Source organism: Enterobacter cloacae complex sp. 394I7 (assembly GCF_057320345.1).
Genome location: NZ_JBXWCR010000005.1, coordinates 226,823 through 251,465 on the forward strand (window position 1 = coordinate 226,823; position 24,643 = coordinate 251,465).

The 24,643-nt window shown below is 54.3% G+C and carries 22 protein-coding genes and 5 tRNA genes; 17 read left to right on the forward strand and 10 right to left on the reverse strand.

Annotated features, from left to right (window positions below; all coding sequences use genetic code 11):
• Positions 1 to 10: 10 nt before the first annotated feature.
• A complete protein-coding gene (locus tag AC2FAP_RS18275) occupies positions 11 to 298 on the reverse strand; it encodes an HTH-type transcriptional regulator (RefSeq protein WP_014168128.1) in 288 nt (95 codons plus the stop codon).
• Between the two features lie 331 nt (positions 299 to 629).
• On the opposite strand from AC2FAP_RS18275, the gene AC2FAP_RS18280 reads away from it, so the two are divergent.
• Together AC2FAP_RS18280 and cspE are read left to right on the forward strand one after the other, a co-directional pair.
• The gene (locus AC2FAP_RS18280; RefSeq protein WP_020882641.1) at positions 630 to 1,340 is read left to right on the forward strand and encodes a DUF3053 domain-containing protein; all 711 of its coding nucleotides are present in this window, start codon (positions 630 to 632) and stop codon (positions 1,338 to 1,340) included.
• 245 nt (positions 1,341 to 1,585) lie between these two features.
• Positions 1,586 to 1,798 carry a transcription antiterminator/RNA stability regulator CspE gene (cspE, locus tag AC2FAP_RS18285; protein WP_014168131.1) on the forward strand — a complete coding sequence of 71 codons (213 nt, stop codon included), beginning with the start codon at positions 1,586 to 1,588 and terminating at the stop codon, positions 1,796 to 1,798.
• Positions 1,799 to 1,856: 58 nt separating this feature from the next.
• Here cspE and ghrB read toward each other — a convergent pair whose 3' ends face one another.
• From ghrB to AC2FAP_RS18315, 6 genes are all read right to left on the reverse strand, one after another.
• Complete coding sequence (gene ghrB / locus AC2FAP_RS18290) at positions 1,857 to 2,831, reverse strand: glyoxylate/hydroxypyruvate reductase GhrB (protein WP_014168132.1); 975 nt, start codon at positions 2,829 to 2,831, stop codon at positions 1,857 to 1,859.
• Between the two features lie 26 nt (positions 2,832 to 2,857).
• Complete coding sequence (locus AC2FAP_RS18295; protein ID WP_020882640.1) at positions 2,858 to 4,138, reverse strand: MFS transporter; 1,281 nt, start codon at positions 4,136 to 4,138, stop codon at positions 2,858 to 2,860.
• A gap of 108 nt (positions 4,139 to 4,246) precedes the next feature.
• Positions 4,247 to 5,185 (reverse strand): sugar kinase, encoded by a 939-nt coding sequence (locus AC2FAP_RS18300; RefSeq protein ID WP_025206424.1) that lies wholly within the window; start codon positions 5,183 to 5,185, stop codon positions 4,247 to 4,249.
• 3 nt (positions 5,186 to 5,188) lie between these two features.
• On the reverse strand, positions 5,189 to 5,938 hold the full coding sequence (locus AC2FAP_RS18305; protein WP_040018419.1) for a sugar phosphate isomerase/epimerase family protein: 750 nt from the start codon (positions 5,936 to 5,938) through the stop codon (positions 5,189 to 5,191).
• Positions 5,939 to 6,041: 103 nt separating this feature from the next.
• On the reverse strand, positions 6,042 to 7,058 hold the full coding sequence (locus tag AC2FAP_RS18310; RefSeq protein ID WP_014168136.1) for a LacI family DNA-binding transcriptional regulator: 1,017 nt from the start codon (positions 7,056 to 7,058) through the stop codon (positions 6,042 to 6,044).
• Between the two features lie 123 nt (positions 7,059 to 7,181).
• Positions 7,182 to 7,844 carry an OmpA family lipoprotein gene (locus AC2FAP_RS18315; RefSeq protein WP_063215004.1) on the reverse strand — a complete coding sequence of 221 codons (663 nt, stop codon included), beginning with the start codon at positions 7,842 to 7,844 and terminating at the stop codon, positions 7,182 to 7,184.
• Between the two features lie 212 nt (positions 7,845 to 8,056).
• Here AC2FAP_RS18315 and AC2FAP_RS18320 point away from each other — a divergent pair, with 212 nt between their 5' ends.
• Positions 8,057 to 10,336, forward strand: coding sequence for a molybdopterin guanine dinucleotide-containing S/N-oxide reductase (locus AC2FAP_RS18320; RefSeq protein WP_249221919.1), 2,280 nt, complete (start codon positions 8,057 to 8,059; stop codon positions 10,334 to 10,336).
• Here the strand turns inward: AC2FAP_RS18320 and AC2FAP_RS18325 are convergent.
• Together AC2FAP_RS18325 and tag are read right to left on the reverse strand one after the other, a co-directional pair.
• A complete protein-coding gene (locus AC2FAP_RS18325) occupies positions 10,305 to 10,745 on the reverse strand; it encodes an N-acetyltransferase (protein WP_044858831.1) in 441 nt (146 codons plus the stop codon). The genes AC2FAP_RS18320 and AC2FAP_RS18325 overlap by 32 nt on opposite strands.
• On the reverse strand, positions 10,723 to 11,304 hold the full coding sequence (tag, locus tag AC2FAP_RS18330; protein ID WP_014168140.1) for a DNA-3-methyladenine glycosylase I: 582 nt from the start codon (positions 11,302 to 11,304) through the stop codon (positions 10,723 to 10,725). Before tag ends, AC2FAP_RS18325 begins: the two co-directional genes overlap by 23 nt.
• Positions 11,305 to 11,466: 162 nt before the next feature.
• On the opposite strand from tag, the gene AC2FAP_RS18335 reads away from it, so the two are divergent.
• The 9 genes from AC2FAP_RS18335 (at position 11,467) to dppF (ending at position 22,052) form a co-directional block, all read left to right on the forward strand.
• Positions 11,467 to 12,165: an autotransporter domain-containing protein gene (locus tag AC2FAP_RS18335; RefSeq protein WP_020882635.1), complete on the forward strand. Its 699-nt coding sequence runs from the start codon at positions 11,467 to 11,469 to the stop codon at positions 12,163 to 12,165.
• Positions 12,166 to 12,403: 238 nt separating this feature from the next.
• On the forward strand, positions 12,404 to 13,606 hold the full coding sequence (locus tag AC2FAP_RS18340) for an L-lactate MFS transporter (RefSeq protein ID WP_252070129.1): 1,203 nt from the start codon (positions 12,404 to 12,406) through the stop codon (positions 13,604 to 13,606).
• Positions 13,607 to 13,867: 261 nt separating this feature from the next.
• On the forward strand, positions 13,868 to 15,559 hold the full coding sequence (gene eptB, locus AC2FAP_RS18345) for a kdo(2)-lipid A phosphoethanolamine 7''-transferase (RefSeq protein ID WP_032679360.1): 1,692 nt from the start codon (positions 13,868 to 13,870) through the stop codon (positions 15,557 to 15,559).
• 91 nt (positions 15,560 to 15,650) lie between these two features.
• A tRNA-Pro gene (locus AC2FAP_RS18350) sits at positions 15,651 to 15,727 on the forward strand.
• A gap of 620 nt (positions 15,728 to 16,347) precedes the next feature.
• Positions 16,348 to 17,955, forward strand: a complete 1,608-nt coding sequence (gene dppA, locus AC2FAP_RS18355; protein ID WP_014168145.1) for a dipeptide ABC transporter periplasmic-binding protein DppA — start codon at positions 16,348 to 16,350, stop codon at positions 17,953 to 17,955.
• Between the two features lie 161 nt (positions 17,956 to 18,116).
• Positions 18,117 to 19,136, forward strand: a complete 1,020-nt coding sequence (gene dppB / locus AC2FAP_RS18360; RefSeq protein WP_020882632.1) for a dipeptide ABC transporter permease DppB — start codon at positions 18,117 to 18,119, stop codon at positions 19,134 to 19,136.
• Between the two features lie 9 nt (positions 19,137 to 19,145).
• Entirely contained in the window at positions 19,146 to 20,048 is a 903-nt protein-coding gene (gene dppC, locus AC2FAP_RS18365) for a dipeptide ABC transporter permease DppC (RefSeq protein ID WP_014168147.1), read from the forward strand.
• Between the two features lie 10 nt (positions 20,049 to 20,058).
• Entirely contained in the window at positions 20,059 to 21,042 is a 984-nt protein-coding gene (gene dppD / locus AC2FAP_RS18370) for a dipeptide ABC transporter ATP-binding protein (RefSeq protein WP_014168148.1), read from the forward strand.
• Positions 21,039 to 22,052 (forward strand): dipeptide ABC transporter ATP-binding subunit DppF, encoded by a 1,014-nt coding sequence (dppF, locus tag AC2FAP_RS18375; protein ID WP_151712454.1) that lies wholly within the window; start codon positions 21,039 to 21,041, stop codon positions 22,050 to 22,052. Before dppD ends, dppF begins: the two co-directional genes overlap by 4 nt.
• Positions 22,053 to 22,102: 50 nt before the next feature.
• On the opposite strand, the gene coaA is transcribed toward dppF, so the two are convergent.
• The gene (coaA, locus tag AC2FAP_RS18380; protein WP_025206418.1) at positions 22,103 to 23,053 is read right to left on the reverse strand and encodes a type I pantothenate kinase; all 951 of its coding nucleotides are present in this window, start codon (positions 23,051 to 23,053) and stop codon (positions 22,103 to 22,105) included.
• A 315-nt stretch (positions 23,054 to 23,368) separates the two neighbouring features.
• On the opposite strand from coaA, the gene AC2FAP_RS18385 reads away from it, so the two are divergent.
• From AC2FAP_RS18385 to AC2FAP_RS18405, 5 genes are all read left to right on the forward strand, one after another.
• Positions 23,369 to 23,444, forward strand: a tRNA-Thr gene (locus AC2FAP_RS18385).
• An 8-nt stretch (positions 23,445 to 23,452) separates the two neighbouring features.
• Positions 23,453 to 23,537: transfer RNA gene (locus tag AC2FAP_RS18390), tRNA-Tyr, on the forward strand.
• A 116-nt stretch (positions 23,538 to 23,653) separates the two neighbouring features.
• Positions 23,654 to 23,728: transfer RNA gene (locus AC2FAP_RS18395), tRNA-Gly, on the forward strand.
• 6 nt (positions 23,729 to 23,734) lie between these two features.
• Positions 23,735 to 23,810 (forward strand) — tRNA-Thr (locus AC2FAP_RS18400).
• A gap of 118 nt (positions 23,811 to 23,928) precedes the next feature.
• The coding region (locus tag AC2FAP_RS18405) for an elongation factor Tu (RefSeq protein ID WP_485453003.1) at positions 23,929 to 24,643 on the forward strand (715 nt) is incomplete at its 3' end.

The window sequence follows — 24,643 nt, forward strand, 5'->3', positions numbered from 1 at the left end:
CTTTACTGCATCATGCTATATGCTTGCTGAGTGCAGGGTTGGCCTGAATCAGGCGCATCAGCTTTAGCTCGGTTGGAGTGGGTTTTTCGCGTTTTGACTCCCACTCCTGCACCATAGCCACGCTGACACCCATCGCTCTGGCGAATTCTTCAGTTTTTAATCCAGTCCCTTTGCGCAATTGCTCATATTCTTTAAAGGGATTGGATCTTTGTTGCAGGGTTAACGTCTGCGGTACATCTTTAAAAATAATCTGTTCCAGGCTGCTCAGCAGCTCAAGCTCAGGATCTTTATATTCCATTGAGGACTCCTCTTAAATCACATACCGGGATCAAGAACATCAGAGAGCCTGTTAAGAATAGTCCCTAATACAAACGACGGATCGTCACGGATGTGATTAATCGTGCGGTAACGATCGCTTTATGCGTTTCAGCCGTTGCCAGGGTGAGACTAATTACCTGATTACGCTTATGTCGGCTTCGCCAGGTATTTTTTTGTAAATAGTAAGAAATAAAACGGCAATAGCCGTTTTGCATGAAAAGAGTATCTTGCAGGGCTGACCTGGACTATCCTTGTCAGCGTCGGGCACGCATGTGCCGGTGTGCGCTTTTTTGGGTGAAAGGAGTAATGAAATGGCGACAGGAAAGTCCTGCTCTCGCTGGTTTGCGCCTATTGCGGCGTTGTTGATGGTTGTTAGCCTGAGTGGGTGTTTTGATAAAGAAGGCGATCAGCGCAAAGCGTTTATCGATTTTCTACAGAATACGGTGATGCGCAGCGGTGAACGGTTGCCGACGCTGACTGCGGATCAGAAAAAACAGTTTGGCCCCTTCGTGTCTGATTACGCCATTCTTTATGGTTATTCACAGCAGGTGAGCCAGGCGATGGATTCCGGTATCCGTCCGGTTGTGGATAGCGTGAACGCTATTCGCGTCCCGCAGGATTACATGACGCAACGTGAACCGCTGCGCCAGTCCAACGGTGCGCTCGGCGTGCTGAGCCAACAGCTGCAGAATGCGAAAATGCAGGCGGACGCGTCACGTTCCGCGCTGAAGCAGGGCGACGATCTCAAACCGGTCTTCGACAAAGTGTATGAGAAAGTGGTGTCGAAACCTTCTGAAGCGATGCAACCGCTGATCCCGGCCGCGCAAATTTTCACGCAGCAGCTGGTTCAGGTGGGGGACTTCATCTCCCAGCAGGGCACTCAGGTGAGCTTTGTGGCCAACGGTATTCAGTTCCCGACCTCGCAGCAGGCAAGCCAGTATAATGCGCTGATTGGGCCACTGGCCTCCCAGCACCAGGCCTTTAGTCAGGCGTGGAGTGCAGCGGTCGCTGCCACAGAATAAATCGGAAAACCCCGCCTCAGGCGGGGTTTTTTATTCCGGGCGAAAATAACGCTTGTTATTCTTCTACCACATCGGTATAACTATACAGGTCGGTTTGTTACACAGACCTAAAGCAGTTTAGTAAAGCAGTCCAGATTGTTATCCATAGATACCCTTCGTAGTGACCCTTCCTTCATCGCTTAAAAATCTGTAACACAATCCATCAAGCCGGAAGGCACAATATATTTGTTAATTAAGGTAATTCTATGTCTGCTAAAATGACTGGTCTGGTAAAATGGTTCAACGCTGATAAAGGTTTCGGCTTCATCACTCCTGACGATGGCTCTAAAGACGTGTTCGTACACTTCTCTGCTATCCAGAACGAAGGCTACAAATCTCTGGATGAAGGTCAGAAAGTTTCCTTCACCATCGAAAGCGGCGCTAAAGGCCCAGCAGCTGGTAACGTTGTAAGCCTGTAAGCTTCCAACCCAGTAGCACAAATTTTAAAAACCCGCCTTCTGGCGGGTTTTTTCATTTCTATCGCTGAACCTGCGGGTTAACGCAATTGATTTCCACCTTTCCGCTAAGGGCAGCGATCAGGTTGTCTACCGCGGTTGCAGCCATATTGTAGCGTGTTTCATGGGTTGCTGAGCCGATGTGGGGCAGGGCCACCACGTTGGGCAATGAAAGCAACGGGGAGTCCACCGGCAGCGGTTCCTGTTCAAACACGTCAAGACCGGCAGCGTGGATCTCACCCTGTTGCAGAGCCTCAATCAACGCCTTCTCATCCACCACCGGGCCACGACCCGCGTTGATGAAAATGGCCGTTTTCTTCATTTTTTCAAACGCCTCTTTACCGATAAGATGACGGGTTTCGTCCGTCAGCGGCAGGATCAGACAGACAAAATCGGCTTCCTGCAGCAGCGTATCCAGCTCGCAGTAGCGGGCGTTAAAACGTTCTTCGGCTTCACTGTGATGACGACGCGCGTTATACAGAATCGGCATGTTAAAACCAAAATGTGCGCGCTGCGCCAGAGCCAGGCCAATACGGCCCATGCCAACGATGCCCAGCGTTTTGCCATGAACATCCACCCCAAACCAGTCCGGACCAATGCTTTTTGTCCATTCGCCAGCTTTGACGCGATCGGCCACTTCGACCACACGGCGCGCCGTGCTGAGGACCAGCGCCATCAGCGTGTCGGCCACGGTCTCCGTCAGCGCATGTGGCGTATGCATCAACAGGATCTTGCGGGCGTTAAGGGCATCCACGTCGAAGTTGTCATAGCCCACGGAAACGGTAGAGGTAGCACGAAGTTTCGGCATTTTCTCCAGCAGGGCGACATCCACTTTTTCGCTTGAACCCAGCAAACCTTCGGCGCTGGCGAACGCATCGGCGTGCTGCGCCACGGTTTCCGGGCTGAGGTTCTTCACCTGGGTAACGGTGAAGTGTTCCTCAAGGCGTTTCTGCAGATCTTCCGGCAGTGCTTTATACAAAATGACGGACGGCTTCATGCTAATCTCCGTTGATTTTTAAGGATTCAGGCGTGGCGTGCGCCGACAGGTAATTGTTGATTATTAGCAGGCTTAACAATCAGAGTAAGCCACACGGAGGCGAAAAGCGCTACCCCCATAAATATGTACGATGCGGACGGGCTGCCGGTTGCTCCGTTCAGGTAACCCACAAACCAGGAGCCGCAGAACGAGCCCAGCGCTCCCATACTGTTAATCAGTGCCATCGCGCCGCCTGCGACGTTACGCGGCAGCATCTCCGGGATGATCGCAAAGAACGGTCCATAAGGGGCGTACATTGCCGCACCCGCAATCACCAGCAGGGTGTAAGAGACCCAGAAATGGTTCGCGCCGACGGCCCAGGAACCAATGAAGGCAAAGGCAGCGATCAGCAGCAGCGGCCAGACAAACAGCTTACGGTTCTGCATTTTGTCCGATGCCCATGACGCAATGATCATGGCGATTGTGGCTGCGAGGTAAGGCACGGATGACAGCCAGCCCACTTCCACCATGCCAAGGTTTTCACCGGCATTGCGAAGAATCGATGGCAGCCACAGTACGAAACCGTACACGCCAATGCTCCAGGTGAAATACTGGGCGCAGAGCAGAATCACGTTACGCGAGCGGAATGCTTCACCGTAGTTACGCACCGCTTTCAGGCCTTGCTGTTCTTTATCCAGCTGCGCCTGCAGAGCGGCTTTTTCATCTTCGGAGAGCCATTTCGCCTGCGCAGGTTTATCTTTTACCAGCATCCACCAGCAGAATGCCCAGATAACCGCCGGCACCCCTTCGATAATGAACATTTCACGCCAGCCGAAGGACTGGATCAGGTAGCCAGAAACCACCGACATCCACAGCACGGTGACCGGGTTACCGAGGATCAGGAAAGTATTGGCTCGTGAGCGTTCGGATTTGGTAAACCAGTTGCTGATATAAATCAGCATCGCGGGCATTACCGCTGCCTCAACGACCCCAAGAATAAAGCGAATGGCTGCCAGAGCAGGAATATTATTCACCACGCCGGTCAGTGAGGCGCAGGCACCCCAAAGGATCAGGCAAACGAAAATCAATTTGCGGACGCTGCGACGCTCCGCATAGATAGCGCCGGGGATCTGGAAGAAGAAGTAGCCCAGGAAGAAAAGGGCACCCAGCAACGAAGAGATACCTTTGGTGATCCCCAGGTCTTCGGTGATCCCTGCCGCGGACGCGAAACTGAAGTTGGCACGATCAAGGTACGCCAGGCTGTACGTGATAAACACGATTGGCATGATGTACCACCAGCGTTTTACTGCATTGGTCGAACTGTTCATAGGCTTGCCTCTGTTGTTGAGGTTTGTACCGCCGTTGTATGTAGGGTACACGGTGGTTTGTTTTGTTTCCCCCTGACCTACCTGAGGAGAGGGGGAGGGAAACGGAATTTATTCGTTCAGCTGCGCGCGGGTCGGTAATCCTTCACTGTCGCCCTGCACCTGGATTGCCAGCGAGCCAATTTTATTGCCCCGGGCGACGGCCTGCTGCAGCGGTTTGCCTTCCAGCAGGGCACTAATGACCCCCACGGCAAAACCATCGCCAGCGCCGACGGTATCAACCACGTTATCGACCTTCACGGCCGCGACTGCGCCTTGCTCGCCGTTAGCCGTTTTAAACCAGGCGCCATCGGCGCCGGTTTTCAGCACCACCGCTTTTACCCCTTTGTTAAGGTAAAAATCGGCAATCCCTTCAGGGGTGTTTTTACCGGTCAGGATCATGCCTTCTTTCACGCCCGGCAGAACCCAGTCAGCCTGAAACGCCAGACGGTTCAGCTTCTCGATCATTTCCGCTTCGCTTTTCCACAGCACCGGGCGCAGGTTAGGATCGAATGAGATCGTTTTCCCCTGAGCCTTCATGGTGGTTGCGGCATGATCCAGTAATGCATACGAGCTGGCAGAAAGCGCAGCCGCCACGCCGCTCAGATGCAGATGGCGTGCAGAGGCGAAATAGTGGGCGTGGTAATCCTCGACTGAGAGGTGGCTCGCCGCAGACCCTTTACGGAAATACTCCACAATGGGATCGGTTCCATTTTCGACTTTCGATTTAAGCTGGAAACCGGTCGGGAAGCGTCCATCGAGGGTGACGCCGGAAGCATCAATGCCCTCTTTTTTCAGCGAATCGAGAACGAAATGGCCAAAGCTGTCATCACCCACGCGGCTGACCCAGCCGACGTTCAGACCCAGGCGCGCCAGGCCGGTCGCGACGTTCAGCTCAGCCCCCGCCACGCGTTTGATAAAGTGCTCCACCGTACTCAGGTCGCCCGTTTCGGTGGCGACAAACATCGCCATGGCTTCGCCGATAGTGATCACATCCAGCGTCTTGTGCATGGTTTACTCCTCACGCAGCAGGTTTACGTAATGACGGGTGACGGCGGTTAAATCCGCCCCTTCCAGCGGGAACTCGATACCACGCGGGGCATCGGCGGGCAGCTGACAAAGCAGATCCAGCCAGCGCGCATCGGCCCGATCCGGCGCCACGGCGCGGAAATTTTCTTTATGCGGCACGGCGGCTTTAACGTGGATATAGCTCACTGCGGAGGCCAGATGGTGCGCGGCTTCTTCCGGGGAGTCGCCCACCCACAGCCAGTTGCCCATGTCGAACGTCAGCGTGACGGGCAGCGCCATGTCCCGGCAGGCGGCTTTGAAGCGCTGCATCGGCGCAAGCTGGCCGCAGTCGGTCTGGTCGTTTTCCACCACCAGGGCCATACCGCTTTCATCGAGCAGGGCACGCAGGGCGTGAAGCGGCTGGGTGTCGCTGAAATGACCCAGCGAGACCTTGAGCCACAGCGCATTCAGGGTATTGGCTTCGCTGAGATAACGGGGCAGGTCAGGGTTGAGGGTGCCATCGGGCATAAACAGGGCCGCAGGGGCGGAGTAGCATGCCAGCAGGCCCAGCAGCTCAATGGATTCACCCAGCGCGGGCAGCGCCAGCAGCTCTTCGCTGTTGAACAGCTCGCGGCGGATCTCGACGCCGTCGGCACCCGCGCCCGCAATGACGGGCAGCATTGCCCGTTGACCACCTGCCTGTCGCACCTGTTCCGCGCCATACGCGGCGGTGACCACCATGATTTTTCTGCCCATCGTCGGACTCCATCGCAATACATCAATACTATTACGCTAGATGGAACCGGTTCCAAAGAAAAGGTCAGGATGTTGAATTTATGATCGGTATCACAAGGGAAAATTAACGGGCGGTGGAGCCGCGAACAATCAACTCGCCGGAAAATACCTGTTCGCGAACGGCATCGCTGGTGCCTTCAATACGACGAACCACTTGTTCAACAGCGGCATAGCCGATCTGCCAGGTGGGTTGTTTGAGGGTGGTGATCCCGACGCCAGCCAGTTCTGCCCACTCAAGTTCGTCGAACCCCAGCAGACCGATATCGCTTCCCCAGTGCAGCCCAATGCGCTTAAGCGAGCGGGCGACCTGCAGGGTCAGCGCCCCGTTGGCAGAGATAACGGCTTTACGCATTCCGCGATGGCGGGTGTGGAACTGCCGCAGGGTATTGTCGAGCTGATCGGCTTCATGAAGTGGCGTTTCGGCATTCTCGGCAATCACGCCGGGGTAACGCTCCAGCGTGGCACGAAACGCGCTCAGTCGCTCACGACGGGTGTTGACCATGCCCAGAGGTTCGCTCAGAAACAGGATGGCTTCAAAGCCCTGTTCAATCAGATGCTCAGTGGCGGTTGTCGCCGCCTGAGTGTTATCCAGCCCGACGACATCACAGGCGAATTCCGGGATTTTGCGGTCGATGAGAACCATCGGCAGGGAGGATTGCTGCAGGCGGTTTAAGCCCTCTTCACGCATGCCCACGGCATTCACCACAATTCCTTCGACCTGATAGCTGCGCAGCAGATCCAGGTAATGCAGCTCCTGATCGACTTCGTTGTTGGTATTACAGACCAGCGGCGTAAAGCCCTTTTCGCGACAGGCGGCTTCAATTCCGCTCAATACGTTAACGGAGTAGGGATTGGTGATATCGGCGATGATAAGCCCGATAAGACGGGTACGACCCCGTTTGAGCCCGCGCGCCATAAGGCTCGGGCGGTAGTCGAGATCGGCAATGGCCTGTTCAATACGAGCGAGCAGCGCATCGGACAGCAGGTGTTTCTCGCCGTTGAGGTAGCGTGAAATGCTGGTTTTACCGGTGTTTGCGGCTTTCGCCACGTCGCTGATTGTGGCCCGTGTTGGTTTGCTCATCGCTGAATTCCCTGAAGTGAGTGAGAACACCTTAGCGGGAAAATTAGCGATGGCAAGCGGTTCATGCCGACGTGGCGGCATGACACCCTATCCCCCTCTCCCCCTGGAAGAGGGGGGCAGCCCTTACTGAATTGGGCTTAAGGTAATCTCAACGCGACGGTTCTGCGCTTTGCCTTCCGCCGTGCTGTTGCTGGCGATAGGGTTTGCAGGGCCCATGCCGCTGGTGCGGATGCGGTTTGCTGCAACGCCCTGCGAGATCAGCGAGCTGGCCACAGAATCGGCACGCTGCTGAGACAGGCGCATATTCAGATCCTGGCTGCCGGTGCTGTCGGTATAACCGATCACATTCACCGCAGTCTTGTTGTACTCTTTCAGCACCATTGCCACGCCGGTCAGGGTATTCGCCCCTGCAGGTTTCAGCGTTGCGCTGCTGCTGTCGAAGGTGACGTTGTTTGGCATATTCAGGATGATGTTATCGCCGCTGCGCGTCACGCTCACGCCGGTGCCTTTCATTTTGTCGCGCAGTTTTGCTTCCTGCACATCCATGTAATAACCCACGCCGCCGCCCAAGGCTGCACCTGCCGCTGCGCCAATTAACGCGCCTTTGCCGCGGTCTTTCTTGGAGGACGAGAGTGCGCCCACACCGGCCCCTACCAGCGAGCCGAGACCCGCGCCGATACCGGATTTACCAGCTTCGCTTTCACCGGTGTAAGGGTTTGTTGTGCAGCCAGAAACAGCCAGTGCACCGCTCACCAGAGCGGCAATAACGAATACGCGTTTTTTCATCTTATTTCCTTAATCCTTTTTATTCTTTGCCACGACGCGCGTGGCAGTTGATTATGACGTCCAGATACGGAGAAAATTCCGGGTATAACTCTGAAATTTGTGACAAACCATAAACTGCCTCACTAAGAAGGCCGTAAAACCTGCACGCAACCAGGAGCGCACGCTTGAGCACCTCAACAAAAACGATTCTGACCGCCGCCCACTGGGGGCCGATGCTGGTCGAAACCGATGGCGAAAATGTTCTGTCGTCTCGCGGGGCATTGCCAACGCAACATCCCAACTCTTTACAGACCGTCGTTCGCGATCAGGTGCACAGCAAAACGCGCGTGCGCTGGCCGATGGTGCGTAAAGGATTTCTGACGTCGCCAGACAAGCCGCAGGGGATTCGTGGTCAGGATGAGTTTGTCCGGGTGAGCTGGGATGACGCGCTGGCGCTGATCCATGCGCAGCACAAACGTATTCGCGACACGTATGGCCCGTCGTCCATTTTTGCCGGATCTTACGGCTGGCGTTCAAACGGCGTGCTGCATAAGGCTTCGACGTTACTGCAGCGCTATATGAGTCTGGCCGGGGGGTATACCGGCCATCTTGGGGATTACTCCACCGGCGCAGCGCAGGCGATCATGCCCTACGTGGTGGGCGGTAACGAAGTGTATCAGCAGCAGACCAGCTGGCCGCTGGTGCTGGAGCACACCGATGTGGTGGTGCTGTGGAGCGCCAACCCGCTCAATACCCTGAAAATCGCGTGGAATGCCAGTGACGAGCAGGGGATCCCGTATTTCGATGCGCTGCGTAAAAGCGGCAAGCGCATTATCTGCATTGACCCGATGCGCTCTGAAACCATGGACTTCTTCGGCGACAGCGCCGAGTGGATTGCCCCGCATATGGGCACCGACGTGGCGATGATGCTGGGCATTGCCCATACGCTGGTGGAGAACGGCTGGCACGATACCGGGTTCCTCGCACGCTGTACCACCGGTTTTGACAACTTCGCCGACTATCTGACGGGCAATACAGACGGTATGGCCAAAACGGCAGAGTGGGCGGCAGAGATTTGTGGGGTTCCTGCGGCCAAACTGCGTGAACTGGCAGCGTTATTCCACCAAAACACCACGATGTTAATGTCTGGGTGGGGGATGCAGCGCCAGCAGTTCGGTGAGCAGAAACACTGGATGCTCGTGACGCTGGCCGCCATGCTCGGGCAAATCGGTACGCCGGGCGGTGGGTTTGGTCTCTCTTATCACTTCGCCAATGGCGGCAACCCAACCCGCAAAGCGGCAGTGCTGGCTTCTCTGCAGGGCTCGGTTCAGGGCGGTGTGGATGCCGTGGATAAAATCCCGGTGGCGCGCATTGTTGAAGCCCTGGAAAACCCGGGCGGGTTTTATCAGCATAACGGTCTGGATCGCCACTTCCCGGATATCCGGTTTGTCTGGTGGGCCGGCGGCGCGAACTTTACTCATCACCAGGACACGAATCGCCTGATCCGCGCCTGGCAGAAGCCAGAACTGGTGGTTATCTCAGAATGCTTCTGGACCGCCTCAGCCAAACATGCCGATATTGTGCTGCCGGCGACCACCTCGTTTGAGCGTAACGACCTCACCATGACCGGTGACTACAGCAATCAGCATATGGTACCGATGAAGCGCGTCGTAGCGCCGCGTGATGAGGCGCGTGATGATTTTGAGGTGTTTGCTGAGCTGAGCGAGTTGTGGGAAACGGGGGGGCGCGAGCGTTTTACCGAGGGCAAAACGGATTTGCAGTGGCTGGAGACGTTCTACCAGATTGCAGGCCAGCGCGGGGCCCCGCAGGGCGTGACGCTGCCGCCATTTGCACAGTTCTGGGAAGCGAACCAGATTATTGAGATGCCGGAGAGCGAACAGAATGCGCAGTTTGTTCGCTTCGCCGATTTCCGCCGCGACCCGGAGAACCATCCGCTGAAAACCGAGAGCGGGAAGATTGTGATCTACAGCGAGCGTATCGCCCAATTTAAGTATGCCGACTGTCCGGCGCATCCAACGTGGCTTGAGCCGGACGAGTGGCACGGTAATGCCCAGCCGGAACAGCTGCAGGTGTTATCGGCCCATCCTGCCCATCGCCTGCACAGCCAGCTTAACTATTCATCACTGCGCGAGCGGTATGCGGTTGCCGGGCGAGAGCCCGTGACCCTGAACAGCGCAGATGCGCGCGCGCGTGGGATCGTTGACGGTGACGTGGTTCGCGTCTGGAATCAGCGTGGCCAGGTGCTGGCAGGGGCGGTGGTGAGCGACGGGATTAAACCTGGCGTTATCTGCATTCACCAGGGGGCATGGCCAGACCTGGAGCCGAGCGAAGGCGGTATTTGTAAAAACGGTGCAGTAAACGTTCTGACCAAAGATCTCCCCAGCTCGAAGCTGGGGAATGGCTGCGCGGGGAACACGGCGCTGGCCTGGGTCGAGAAATATCAGGGACCCGAGCTTACGCTCACGGCGTTTGATCCGCCTGCCAGCTCATGATCCACGTTGGGTGCTGAGTGTCATCCTGCCAGGCGCTGTCTTCAATGCGAAAACCCTGTGCATGATAGAAATTCACCGCCCGGACATTTTTCTGGTAGACCTCCAGGCTTAAATACGGGAAGCGCTGTTGAACATGGTTCAGCAGCGCACGCCCAATCCCCCGACCAATAAAGTCAGTTGAGACAAACAGCGCGCCTACAAACTGGGACTGCATGACGCTGATAAAGCCGCGCGGCATTCCATCCTCTTCCCATACCCAGGTTTCGGCGGCGGGCAGGTAAACATCCCGCACCATACCTTCGTTCTCTTTCCAGTAGCTCGCGCTGATAAACGGGTGCGCCTCCGTGGTGCTTTCAAGCCACAGACTCAGGAGTGGCCCGGCATTATCACTTTCCCATTTGCGGATCATGGTGCCTCCCTGGATGACAGACGCAGCCGGTAACGTGGTCGTTGACCAGGCCACAGGCCTGCATAAAGGCGTAACAGATGGTGGAGCCGACAAATTTAAAGCCGCGTTTTTTCAGCGCTTTAGAGAGCGCATCCGACGCCGGGGTGGAAGCCGGGATCTCCGCGAGCGTGGCGGCCTGGGTAATTTGCGGCGTATTGTTCACAAACGTCCAGACAAATTCTGAGAACGGTTCTCCGTTTTGCTCCATCGCCAGATAAGCGCGCGCGTTACCAATGATGGCCTGGATCTTACCGCGATGGCGGATGATGCCTGCATCCTGAACCAGCCGTTCCACATCGTCCTCGGTCATGGCAGCGACGGCGACCGGATCGAACTGATGGAAGGCATTACGATAGTTTTCCCGTTTCTTAAGCACCGTAATCCATGACAAGCCCGCCTGTTGACCTTCCAGGCAGATCATCTCAAAAAGCTTTTTCCCTTCTGTCTCCGGTACGCCCCATTCCCGATCGTGATAGTCGATATAAAGCTGATCCTGGCTTACCCAACCGCAACGCTGCATCGGTTATCTCCCTTAATGAAACGGTTATCGCAAAATTTTCATTCTGTCAGGCTTGACGTGTCTACTATAAAGACAATAGTTAATACAGGGCCATATGCCCGCAAAACTCTTCCTAAACAATGACAAATATCGCCGAATTCGGCTCTCTCTGGAGTCGCTTTGATGATGATAAAAAAAATCAGTGGTCGCCATGCTGTTTCTGGCCTGGCGGGGATTTCAGCCTGTCTGTTTTTTTGTAATACAGCATTTGCCTGGCAACAGGAATATATCGTTTCAGACGCCCAAAGTAATACGGCGGAACGCTATACATGGGATGCGGATCACCAACCGCGTTATGAGGATATTCTCGCCGAGCGGATTCAGTCCTCACAAAATGCCCCCGGACTTGCGCTGAGTTTACCGTCGGGTTCCACGCCGGCAGGGGCCATGAGCGTGGGCTGGAATATTCCGGTGTCAGGGCGTATCACGACCGGTCCGGTGATGGCATGGCGTTATGACGGTACGGCACCGATGATGATCAACGAATTTGGTGACAGCGCGACGACGCAGGGGCTTACCGACCCACTCTGGCATGCCAGCGTCAGCACGCTCGGCTGGCGCGTGGATACACAGTATGGCGAGCTTCGCCCGTGGGCGCAGATAAGCTATAACCAGCAGTTTGGTGAAAACCAGTGGAAATCCCAGTTTGGGATGCCACAGACACCTGCACCGACACAAAGCGGCAACTGGATGGATGTAACCGTCGGAACGGATATTCCGTTTAACACGCATATGGCGGCCTATGCGTCGCTGGCACAAGGGGAATACACCACCACGGGTGAGGAGTTTATGTACACCCTGGGCGTGAGCGCTAATTTTTAAGGTTGTTACTTTTTTAAACGTGCCGATAACATCCTGAATACAATAGCCGTGGGGGTTGTAGCGATAGCAGTCACTAACACGCTGTCGCTTCATTCCCCGGCAAGGTCATTCATTCCCGATTTATGGCATTTCATTCCATTCCTCCTGCATTTCATGCCGTTTTACCCCAGGCATATTAAGGTTTTGTTTATCGTTGTCCTCAGCGAATTCCCTTACTTTCTCTTGCAGGACAACTGCCATGAACACATCAACTTACAACCGTACGCGCTGGCTAACGCTTTTTGGCACCATCGTGACCCAGTTTGCGCTGGGATCGGTCTATACCTGGAGCCTGTTTAACAGTGCGCTTTCCGATAAGCTTGGTGCACCGGTCAGCCAGGTGGCGTTCTCCTTCGGCTTGCTGAGCCTCGGGCTGGCGCTTTCATCTTCCGTCGCGGGAAAATTGCAGGAGCGATTCGGCGTGAAGCGGGTGACGATGGCATCCGGTATCTTGTTGGGCGTGGGCTTTTTCCTGACGGCGCATTCCAGCAACCTGATGATGCTGTGGCTGAGCGCCGGGGTGCTGGTGGGACTTGCCGACGGTGCAGGTTATCTGCTGACCCTGTCAAACTGTGTGAAGTGGTTCCCGGAACGTAAAGGTTTAATCTCTGCGTTTGCCATCGGGTCCTATGGCCTGGGGAGCCTCGGTTTTAAATTTATCGATTCCCACCTGCTTGCTTCCGTGGGGCTCGAAAAAACGTTCATGATCTGGGGCGCTATCGTTCTGGTCATGATCCTGTTCGGCGCCACGCTGATGAAAGATGCGCCGCAGCAGGCAGTGAAAACCGTTAACGGTGTGGTGGAGAATGATTTCACCCTCGCGCAGTCTATGCGTCAACCACAGTACTGGATGCTGGCGGTCATGTTCCTGACAGCCTGCATGAGCGGTCTGTATGTGATTGGGGTGGCGAAAGATATTGCTCAGGGAATGGTGAAACTGGATGCGGCAACAGCGGCGAATGCGGTCACCGTCATCTCCATTGCCAACCTCTCTGGCCGTCTGGTGCTCGGGATTCTGTCTGACAAAATTGCCCGTATCCGCGTGATTACCATCGGGCAGGTTGTTTCGCTGGTGGGGATGGCGGCGCTGTTGTTTGCCCCACTGAACGAAGCCACGTTCTTCGCCGCAATTGCCTGTGTGGCCTTTAATTTCGGCGGCACGATTACCGTCTTCCCGTCGCTGGTCAGTGAGTTCTTCGGCCTGAACAATCTGGCGAAAAACTACGGCGTTATCTATCTGGGCTTTGGCATCGGCAGTATCTGCGGCTCGTTAATCGCCTCGCTGTTCGGTGGGTTCTATGTGACCTTCTGCGTGATATTTGCTTTGCTGATAATCTCGCTGGCCTTGTCGACCACCATTCGCCAGCCGCAGCGTGAAGTCTTTAACGAAGCGCATGCCTGACGACAACAAAAAAAGGCCGGTTATCCGGCCTTTTTATTATCTTAAAAACTGAGGCTTAGATGAAAACGTCGGTTTCAGGATTTGCTTTTTTGTAAATAACTGCACCGATCACATTCTCTGTTGCCACTTTTTCCCATCCCTGTGGTCTACTTACCACGCTTGTAGACGTTTCTGATTAACGATCCCCTGAGCGTATATCTAATCTGCCTACTTTTAATACCGAGTGGGCGGTGGTACCGTCCCTTTTTCCGGGTAGCTTGCATGAAATACATTAAATCGATGGCGCAACAAAAGCTCTGCTTTTTGCTGGCGTTGTACATCGGCCTGTTTATGAATGGCGCAGTTTTTTTCCGTCGGTTTGACGGATACGCGCACGATTTTACCGTCTGGAAAGGAGTTGCAGCGGTTGTCGAATTGGTCGCTGCTGTACTGGTCACCTTCTTTTTATTCCGGGTTCTCACCCTGTTTGGCCGCCGCGTATGGCGAGTACTGGCAACGTTTATTGTGCTGTGCTCCGCTGGTGCCAGTTATTACATGACTTTTATGAACGTTGTCATTGGCTACGGCATTATTGCTTCGGTGATGACGACGGATATAGATCTCTCTAAAGAGGTCGTTGGTCTGCACTTTATTCTCTGGCTGGTGGCAGTCAGTACCTTGCCTCTGCTGCTCATCTGGAGCAACCGCTGCCGGTACACGCTGGTACACCAGATTCGCACGCCGGGGAAACGTTTCAGAAGTGTCGCGATTGTGCTGCTCGCTGGGTTGATGGTCTGGGGGCCGATTCGCCTGCTGGAAGTGAAGCAGAAAAATTATGAGCGTACGTCTGGCGTGGACATGCCAAGCTACGGTGGTGTGGTTGCAAATTCTTATTTGCCGTCAAACTGGATTTCCGCTCTGGGGCTGTATGCCTGGGCACAGGTGGACGAATCCTCTGATAACAAATCGTTGTTGAACCCGGCAAAGAAATTTACCTATGACGCGCCAAAAGATATCGATGATACCTATGTCGTCTTTATCATTGGTGAAACGACACGCTGGGATCATATGGGCATTCTGGGTTATGACCGTGATACCACGCCTAAACTGGCTCAGGAGAAAAACCTGGTTGCCTATCGCGGTTACTCCTGTGATACCGCCACCAAGCTCTCCTTACGCTGCATGTTTGTGCGCGAGGGTGGAGCGAGCGATAACCCGCAGCGAACACTGAAAGAGCAAAATGTCTTCTCGGTGCTTCACCAACTCGGCTTTACTTCCGCCCTGTATGCAATGCAAAGCGAGATGTGGTTCTACAGTAACACCATGGCGCAGAACATTGCCTATCGTGAGCAAATCGGTGCGGAGCCACGTAACCGTGGCAAGTCTGTCGATGATATGTTGCTGATTGATGAGATGAAGCTCTCTCTTAATGGAAATCCTGATGGTAAGCATATGATTATTCTGCATACCAAAGGATCGCACTTTAATTACACCCAACGTTATCCGCGTAGCTTTGCCAGGTGGACGCCGGAATGTATTGGTGTGGATAAAGACTGTACCAAAGACCAGTTGATTAACTCTTTCGATAACTCAGTGTTGTATGTGGATCACTTTATCGATTCGGTGATTGACCAGGTACGCGATAAGAAAGCGATTGTGTTCTATGCAGCGGATCACGGTGAGTCAATTAATGAATTTGAGCACCTGCATGGTACGCCACGTAATATGGCTCCTCCGGAACAGTTCCGCGTGCCCATGATGGTGTGGATGTCGGACAAGTACCTCGAAGACCCGGAGAAAGCGAAGATGTTTGCCCACCTGAAAAAAGAGGCAGACATGAAGGTTCCGCGTCGTCACGTTGAGCTGTACGACACCATTTTGGGTTGCCTGGGTTATACCTCTCCTGACGGCGGTATCAACGAAAATAACAACTGGTGCAAACTCCCTGATAGCAAGGCGAAAGCCGCGCAGTAACGCGTCTGGCGAGAATATCGCCAGTTGAAGGGCTTTTTTAATTTAAGGGATTGACGGGGGCGCACCTCAGCAGTAAGATGCGCTCCGCATTCGGCGAGTAGCGCAGCTTGGTAGCGCAACTGGTTTGGGACCAGTGGGTCGGAGGTTCGAATCCTCTCTCGCCGACCACATTTAAAGAAGGGCTAACCGCAAGGTTAGCCCTTTTTGCATTAGCAGCTTACTCATCCTGATTCACCAAAACGCCCCTTATCCCGCCTTCTTCCTGTCTGTTAACGATTTTGTGACATAATCCATTGTATTTTTTTATATATAGATTGATCTTTTTTCGCGTTGCTTATGGATAACCTCAGCATTTTTCGCTGTGCGTTTTAACGTTCGCGGTATTTAGTGCTCAGATAATCACCGTTCTGCAAGAAAATTTACCCGATCTGAATAAAAGTTAATCACTGATTGTTGCGAAATATGAAGATAATTGTGCTGCAACATAACGAGTAGCATAAATTTCCCTGCTGAAAACTGGCATACATAGTTTTTTTAATCTTTGTTTGCGGTTTCTCACACTCAGCGTAAATCCCCGTCACCTGTATTGACGTTTTCACATTCTGTTGACAGATTGTAGGGCATGAGGGGCATTTCAGGGACGATCTACGCTGCAACTCAAACGCTCTTCTGAAAGGATTCTCCATCCCTTAAACGCCTTCGGGCATCACCGACCGGACCGGGTAAAAAATAAATAAAGGTCTGGCGGCGTAACACAACAAAGCAAAACATCACATTGGAGCAGAATAATGAGTATTTCCTTGAAGAAGTCAGGGATGCTGAAGCTTGGTCTGAGCCTGGTGGCTATGACCGTGGCAGCAAGCGTACAGGCAAAAACCCTGGTTTACTGTTCTGAAGGCTCGCCGGAAGGCTTTAACCCACAGCTCTTTACCTCTGGTACGACTTACGACGCAAGCTCTGTGCCTATCTATAACCGTCTGGTTGAATTCAAAACCGGTACCACGGAAGTGATCCCAGGTCTGGCGGAGAAGTGGGACGTCAGCGAAGACGGTAAGACCTATACCTTCCACCTGCGCCAGGGCGTGAAGTGGCAGGACAACAAAGAATTCAAACCAACGCGCGATTTTAACGCCGATGACGTTGTGTTCTCCTTCGACCGTCAGAAAAACGCTCAGAACCCGTATCACAAAGTGTCTGGCGGCAGCTATGAATACTTCGAAGGGATGGGCCTGCAGGACCTGATCGCTGAAGTGAAAAAAGTGGACGATAAAACCGTTCAGTTCGTGCTGACGCGTCCGGAAGCACCATTCCTGGCTGACCTGGCTATGGACTTCGCCTCTATTCTGTCTAAAGAGTACGCGGACAACATGCTGAAAGCCGGCACCCCGGAGAAAGTGGACCTGAACCCAATCGGTACCGGTCCGTTCCAGCTTCTGCAGTACCAGAAAGATTCCCGTATTCTGTATAAAGCCTTCCCGGGCTTCTGGGGCACCAAGCCGCAGATCGACCGTCTGGTCTTCTCCATCACGCCTGATGCTTCTGTGCGTTACGCAAAACTGCAGAAAAATGAATGCCAGGTCATGCCATACCCGAACCCGGCTGACATCGCGCGCATGAAGCAGGATAAAAACATCAACCTGCTGGAGCAGGCTGGTCTGAACGTGGGTTACCTCTCCTTCAACACCGAGAAGAAACCGTTTGATGACGTGAAAGTCCGTCAGGCGCTGACCTATGCGGTGAATAAAGAAGCGATCATTAAAGCGGTCTATCAGGGCGCGGGTGTTGCCGCCAAGAACCTGATCCCACCAACCATGTGGGGCTATAACGACGACGTTAAAGACTACACCTACGATCCTGAGAAAGCGAAAGCGCTGCTGAAAGAAGCAGGCCAGGAGAAAGGCTTTACCGTTGAGCTGTGGGCGATGCCAGTACAGCGTCCGTATAACCCGAACGCACGCCGTATGGCTGAAATGGTTCAGGCTGACTGGGCTAAAGTGGGCGTTCAGGCCAAGATTGTGACCTACGAGTGGGGCGAGTATCTGAAGCGTGCCAAAGCGGGTGAGCATCAGGCGGTGATGATGGGCTGGACCGGTGACAATGGGGATCCGGACAACTTCTTCGCTACCCTGTTCAGCTGTGCAGCCGCGAAAGACGGTTCTAACTACTCTCGCTGGTGCTACAAGCCGTTTGAAGACCTGATCCAGCCGGCGCGTGCGACCGACGATCACAACAAACGTATCGAGCTGTACAAACAGGCTCAGGTTGTGATGCATGATCAGGCTCCGGCTCTGATTGTGGCTCACTCCACCGTGTACGAACCAGTGCGTAAAGAAGTGAAGGGCTACGTGGTTGATCCACTGGGCAAACACCACTTCGAAAACGTCTCTGTTGAATAATAAGTAGGGTGTTCTCCCTCTCCTTCACGGAGAGGGCAGGGGTGAGGGCGTGCATGCATTCCCTCACCCTAATCCTCTCCTGAAGAGAGAGGGAATTTACATTTGTGAGCAATACAGACGTCACGCCAACTGGTTGTACGTCATCAGAGAGAATCCGGGTTATGTTGCAGTTCATCCTCCGACGTCTGGGACTTGTTATCCCCACGTTTATCGGTATCACCCTTCTCACTTTTGCCTTCGTCCATATGATCCCCGGCGACCCGGTAATGATTATGGCGGGCGAGCGTGGTATTTCACCTGAACGCCATGCACAGCTGCTGGCTGAGCTTGGCCTGAACAAACCACTGTGGCAGCAATACCTCAACTATATCTGGGGCGTGTTGCACGGTGATTTAGGGATTTCGCTGAAAAGCCGTCTTCCGGTGTGGGACGAGTTCGTGCCGCGTTTTAAAGCGACACTGGAGCTTGGTGTCTGCGCCATGATTTTCGCCACTGCGGTGGGTATCCCTGTTGGGGTCCTGGCTGCCGTGAAGCGTGGCTCTATTTTCGACCATACGGCTGTTGGCCTGGCGCTGACGGGTTACTCCATGCCTATCTTCTGGTGGGGCATGATGCTGATCATGCTGGTCTCGGTGCAGCTAAACCTGACGCCGGTCTCCGGACGCGTCAGCGATATGGTCTTCCTGGATGATACGAATCCTCTGACCGGTTTTATGCTGATCGATACGGCTATCTGGGGCGAAGAGGGTAACTTCATTGATGCGGTGGCACATATGATCCTGCCTGCGATGGTGCTCGGTACCATTCCTCTGGCGGTTATCGTGCGTATGACCCGTTCTTCAATGCTGGAAGTGTTGGGTGAGGATTACATTCGCACCGCACGCGCCAAAGGTCTGACGCGTATGCGCGTCATTATCGTTCACGCCCTGCGTAACGCCATGCTGCCGGTGGTGACCGTCATTGGTCTGCAGGTGGGGACGTTGCTGGCGGGGGCGATCCTGACCGAAACCATCTTCTCCTGGCCGGGCCTCGGACGCTGGCTGATTGACGCACTGCAACGCCGTGATTATCCGGTAGTGCAGGGCGGGGTATTGCTGGTCGCGACGATGATTATTCTCGTCAACCTGCTGGTCGATTTGCTCTACGGCGTGGTGAACCCGCGTATTCGTCATAAGAAGTAAGGGGCCATCATGTCACACGTTTCTGAAAATAAAGTGGTTACTGCACCGGTTCCCATGACGCCGCTGCAGGAATTCTGGCACTACTTCAAGCGCAACAAAGGCGCGGTGGTGGGGCTGGTTTATGTCTCTGTCATGATCCTGATTGCGGTGTTTGCCAACGTGCTAGCACCGTATAACCCGGCGGATCAGTTCCGTGATGCGTTGCTGGCACCACCAGCATGGCAGGACGGCGGTAGCCTGTCGCACCTGCTGGGTACCGATGACGTGGGCCGCGATGTGCTGTCGCGTCTGATGTACGGTGCGCGTCTGTCGCTGCTGGTCGGCTGCCTGGTGGTCGTGTTGTCGCTGGTTATGGGGATCGTACTCGGTCTGGTTGCCGGCTACTTCGGCGGCATTATCGATAACATCATCATGCGTATCGTCGACATCATGCTGGCGCTGCCCAGCTTGCTGTTGGCGCTGGTACTGGTGGCGATTTTTGGTCCGTCGATCAGTAACGCCGCGCTGGCATTAACCTTCGTGGCGCTTCCCCACTATGTGCGACTCACGCGCGCGGCGGTGCTGGTGGAAGTAAACCGCGACTACGTAACGGCCTCCCGCGTGGCGGGTGCTGGCGCGATGCGTCAAATGTTTGTCAACATCTTCCCGAACTGCCTGGCGCCGCTGATTGTTCAGGCGTCGCTCGGTTTCTCTAACGCCATTCTTGATATGGCCGCTCTTGGCTTCCTGGGCATGGGTGCGCAGCCGCCAACACCGGAGTGGGGCACCATGCTCTCCGATGTGTTGCAGTTCGCCCAAAGCGCCTGGTGGGTTGTGACCTTCCCGGGTCTGGCAATCCTGCTGACGGTGCTGGCATTTAACCTGATGGGTGATGGCCTGCGTGATGCACTTGATCCCAAACTGAAGCAGTAAGAGGCACGAGATGGCGTTATTAAATGTAGATAAATTATCGGTGCACTTCGGTGACGAAGGCACTCCGTTTCGCGCCGTGGACCGCATCAGCTACAGCGTAAATCAGGGCGAAGTGGTCGGCATTGTGGGTGAGTCGGGTTCCGGTAAGTCGGTCAGTTCACTGGCCATCATGGGGCTGATTGATTATCCCGGCCGTGTGATGGCCGAAAGTCTGGAGTTTAACGGTCAGGACCTGCAGCGTATCTCCGAAAAGCAGCGCCGCCAGCTGGTCGGTGCGGAAGTGGCGATGATCTTCCAGGACCCAATGACCAGCCTGAACCCTTGTTACACCGTGGGATTCCAGATTATGGAAGCCATCAAGGTGCACCAGGGCGGGAATAAGAAGACCCGGCGTCAGCGTGCGATCGATCTGCTGAATCAGGTTGGTATCCCTGACCCGGCATCGCGTCTGGACGTTTACCCGCACCAGCTCTCCGGTGGGATGAGCCAGCGTGTGATGATCGCCATGGCGATTGCCTGTCGGCCAAAACTGCTGATCGCGGATGAACCGACAACGGCACTGGACGTGACTATCCAGGCGCAGATCATCGAGCTGCTGCTGGAACTGCAGCAGAAAGAGAACATGGCGCTGGTGCTGATTACGCATGACCTGGCGCTGGTGGCCGAAGCGGCGCACAAAATTATCGTGATGTATGCAGGTCAGGTGGTCGAGACTGGCCATTCGCACGATATTTTCCGCGCGCCGCGTCACCCGTATACGCAGGCGCTTTTGCGTGCGCTGCCGGAGTTTGCCCAGGACAAAGCGCGCCTGGCATCACTTCCGGGCGTCGTACCGGGTAAATATGACCGACCGCAGGGCTGCCTGCTTAATCCGCGTTGTCCGTATGCTACAGACAAATGTCGTGCAGAAGAGCCAGAGCTCAATCTGCTTGCTGACGGTCGTCAGTCGAAATGCCACTACCCACTCGATGATGCCGGGAGGCCAACACTATGAGTACGCAACAGGCCACCACGCAACAACCGCTGTTGCAGGCTATCGACCTGAAAAAATACTATCCGGTGAAGAAGGGGCTGTTTGCGCCTGAACGCCTGGTGAAAGCGCTGGATGGCGTATCCTTTACCCTTGAACGCGGCAAAACGCTGGCGGTGGTCGGTGAGTCAGGCTGTGGCAAATCGACGCTGGGTCGTTTGCTGACGATGATTGAAGTCCCCACCGGCGGTGAGCTCTATTATCAGGGACAGGACCTGCTCAAGCACGATCCGCAGGCGCAGAAACTGCGCCGTCAGAAAATCCAGATTGTGTTCCAGAACCCGTACGGATCGTTGAACCCGCGTAAAAAAGTGGGACAGATTCTGGAAGAGCCCCTGCTGATTAACAGCAATCTGAACAAAGAGCAGCGTCGTGAAAAAGCGCTGGCGATGATGGCGAAAGTGGGCCTGAAGACCGAGCATTACGATCGTTATCCGCATATGTTCTCTGGCGGCCAGCGCCAGCGTATCGCGATTGCGCGTGGTTTGATGCTCGACCCTGACGTGGTCATCGCCGATGAGCCGGTATCAGCCCTCGACGTTTCTGTGCGTGCGCAGGTGTTGAACCTGATGATGGATCTGCAGCAGGACATGGGGCTGTCGTACGTGTTTATTTCGCACGACCTGTCGGTTGTGGAGCACATTGCCGACGAAGTGATGGTGATGTATCTGGGGCGCTGCGTGGAGAAGGGGACAAAAGAGCAGATCTTTACTCATCCTCGTCACCCGTACACCCAGGCGCTGCTGTCTGCGACCCCGCGTCTGAACCCTGACGATCGTCGTGAGCGTATCAAGCTGACGGGTGAATTGCCCAGCCCGCTGAATCCGCCTCCAGGCTGTGCATTCAACGCCCGCTGCAGTCGCCGCTTTGGCCCGTGCACCCAGTTGCAGCCACAGCTCAAGGATTATGGCGGTCAGCTGGTTGCCTGCTTCGCGGTCGATCAGGATGAGAATGGCGAAAAGCCGGTGGCGTAATCCATCAATAAAAAAACCGGCGCTAAGCCGGTTTTTTTATGTCTGCGTGATTACTTGCGCAGACGGATCTGGTCGACAGCGTGTTTCTCACTCTTGGTGAGGATCAGGCTGGCGCGCTCACGTGTGGGCAGAATGTTCTCTTTCAGGTTCACGTAGTTGATCTCATTCCACAGCCCTCGCGCCACATTAATGGCTTCTTCTTCAGAGAGCTGGGCGTAGTGGTGGAAATAGGAGTCAGGATCGGTGAACGCCCCTTCGCGGAACTTCAGGAAGCGGTTGATATACCAGTTCTGCAGCAGGTCTTCCGGCGCATCGACATAAATAGAGAAATCGACGAAGTCAGAGACAAACACATGATGGGGATCGTGAGGATAATCCATCCCGCTTTGCAGGACGTTTAACCCTTCGAGGATCAGGATATCCGGCTGAACCACCGTTTTGTCTCCACCCGGGATGCGATCGTAGATCAGGTGCGAATAGACCGGAGCAGTCACGTTAGGCGCGCCCGATTTCAGGTCAGAGACAAACTTCACCAGACGGTGCATATCATAAGAGAGCGGGAAGCCCTTCTTCTTCATTAGCCCGCGTTCCTTTAACACCTCATTCGGGTGCAGGAAACCGTCAGTGGTGATGAGCTCCACGCTGCGGTGTTCTGGCCAGCGGCTCAGTAACGCCTGCAATACGCGTGCGGTGGTGCTTTTACCGACGGCCACGCTGCCTGCAATGCTGATGATATAAGGAATGCGTTGGCCGTTCGTCCCGAGGAACTGCTCCAGCACCGCCTGACGGCGCAGGTTGGAGCTGATATAGAAGTTAAGCAAGCGCGAGAGTGGTAAATAGATTTCTGCCACTTCTTCCAGCGACAGATCTTCATTTATCCCCTTTAACCGTGCGATTTCGCCTTCCGTCAGCGTCATCGGGACGGAGTCACGCAGTGCAGCCCACTGGCTACGGTTAAACTGAAGATAAGGTGTCATTAACGTTTGCTCTTTTTTGCTCATAAGCATGCTTCAGTGAGCCAGCACAACACAGCGCGTCCGGGCTCAACATAGTTAATTTTGGACAATGGGCAGGAGGTTAACACCAGATGACAGGAATAATAAGAAAAAATATGGGGAAGCGATGCTTTACGCGGGAGACATCACGATACGGTATAAGTGGTGTAAATCGGGCGCTGATGTTGAATTTTTGACCTTGAGTGGATGAATTTACAGCGGTTAACCCTGGTTTCGAATAAAATGTGAGCGAAAGAACGTTTTATGCAATTTTTTAGTTGCATGACTGCGCATGTCTCCATAGAATGCGCGCTACTTGATGCCGACTTAGCTCAGTAGGTAGAGCAACTGACTTGTAATCAGTAGGTCACCAGTTCGATTCCGGTAGTCGGCACCATCAAGTCCGGTGGGGTTCCCGAGCGGCCAAAGGGAGCAGACTGTAAATCTGCCGTCACAGACTTCGAAGGTTCGAATCCTTCCCCCACCACCACTTTCTGGCAGCGTTAAGCCGCCGGAGCTGGTTTGAAAATTGAATCAGCTCGAACCTAAAAAGAGAGAAATCTCTTTTTTTGTTACAGAAAGAACTGGGTAGCCGAGTTTCAGGATGCGGGCATCGTATAATGGCTATTACCTCAGCCTTCCAAGCTGATGATGCGGGTTCGATTCCCGCTGCCCGCTCCAATACGTGCTGATATGGCTCAGTTGGTAGAGCGCACCCTTGGTAAGGGTGAGGTCCCCAGTTCGACTCTGGGTATCAGCACCACTTCACTTCTCCTTCCCGTTTCTCTCTGTTTCAATTTTACTGTATTCAACAATTCAGGCATTTCGCCTGGTTGATGTGGTGATATCACCGATTTATCCGTGTCTTAGAGGGACAATCGATGTCTAAAGAAAAGTTTGAACGTACAAAACCGCACGTTAACGTCGGTACTATCGGCCACGTTGACCATGGTAAAACAACGCTGACCGCTGCAATCACTACCGTACTGGCTAAAACCTACGGTGGTTCTGCTCGTGCATTCGACCAGATCGATAACGCGCCAGAAGAAAAAGCTCGTGGTATCACCATCAACACCTCTCACGTTGAGTACGACACCCCGACTCGCCACTACGCGCACGTAGACTGCCCAGGCCACGCCGACTATGTTAAAAACATGATCACCGGTGCTGCGCAGATGGACGGCGCGATCCTGGTTGTTGCTGCGACTGACGGCCCAATGCCTCAGACCCGTGAGCACATCCTGCTGGGTCGTCAGGTAGGCGTTCCTTACATCATCGTGTTCCTGAACAAATGTGACATGGTTGATGACGAAGAGCTGCTGGAACTGGTAGAGATGGAAGTTCGTGAACTGCTGTCTCAGTACGATTTCCCAGGCGACGACACCCCAATCGTTCGTGGTTCCGCGCTGAAAGCGCTGGAAGGCGACGCTGAGTGGGAAGCGAAAATCATCGAACTGGCTGGCTTCCTGGATTCTTACATCCCAGAACCAGAGCGTGCGATTGATAAGCCGTTCCTGCTGCCAATCGAAGACGTATTCTCCATCTCCGGTCGTGGTACCGTTGTTACCGGTCGTGTTGAGCGCGGTATCATCAAAG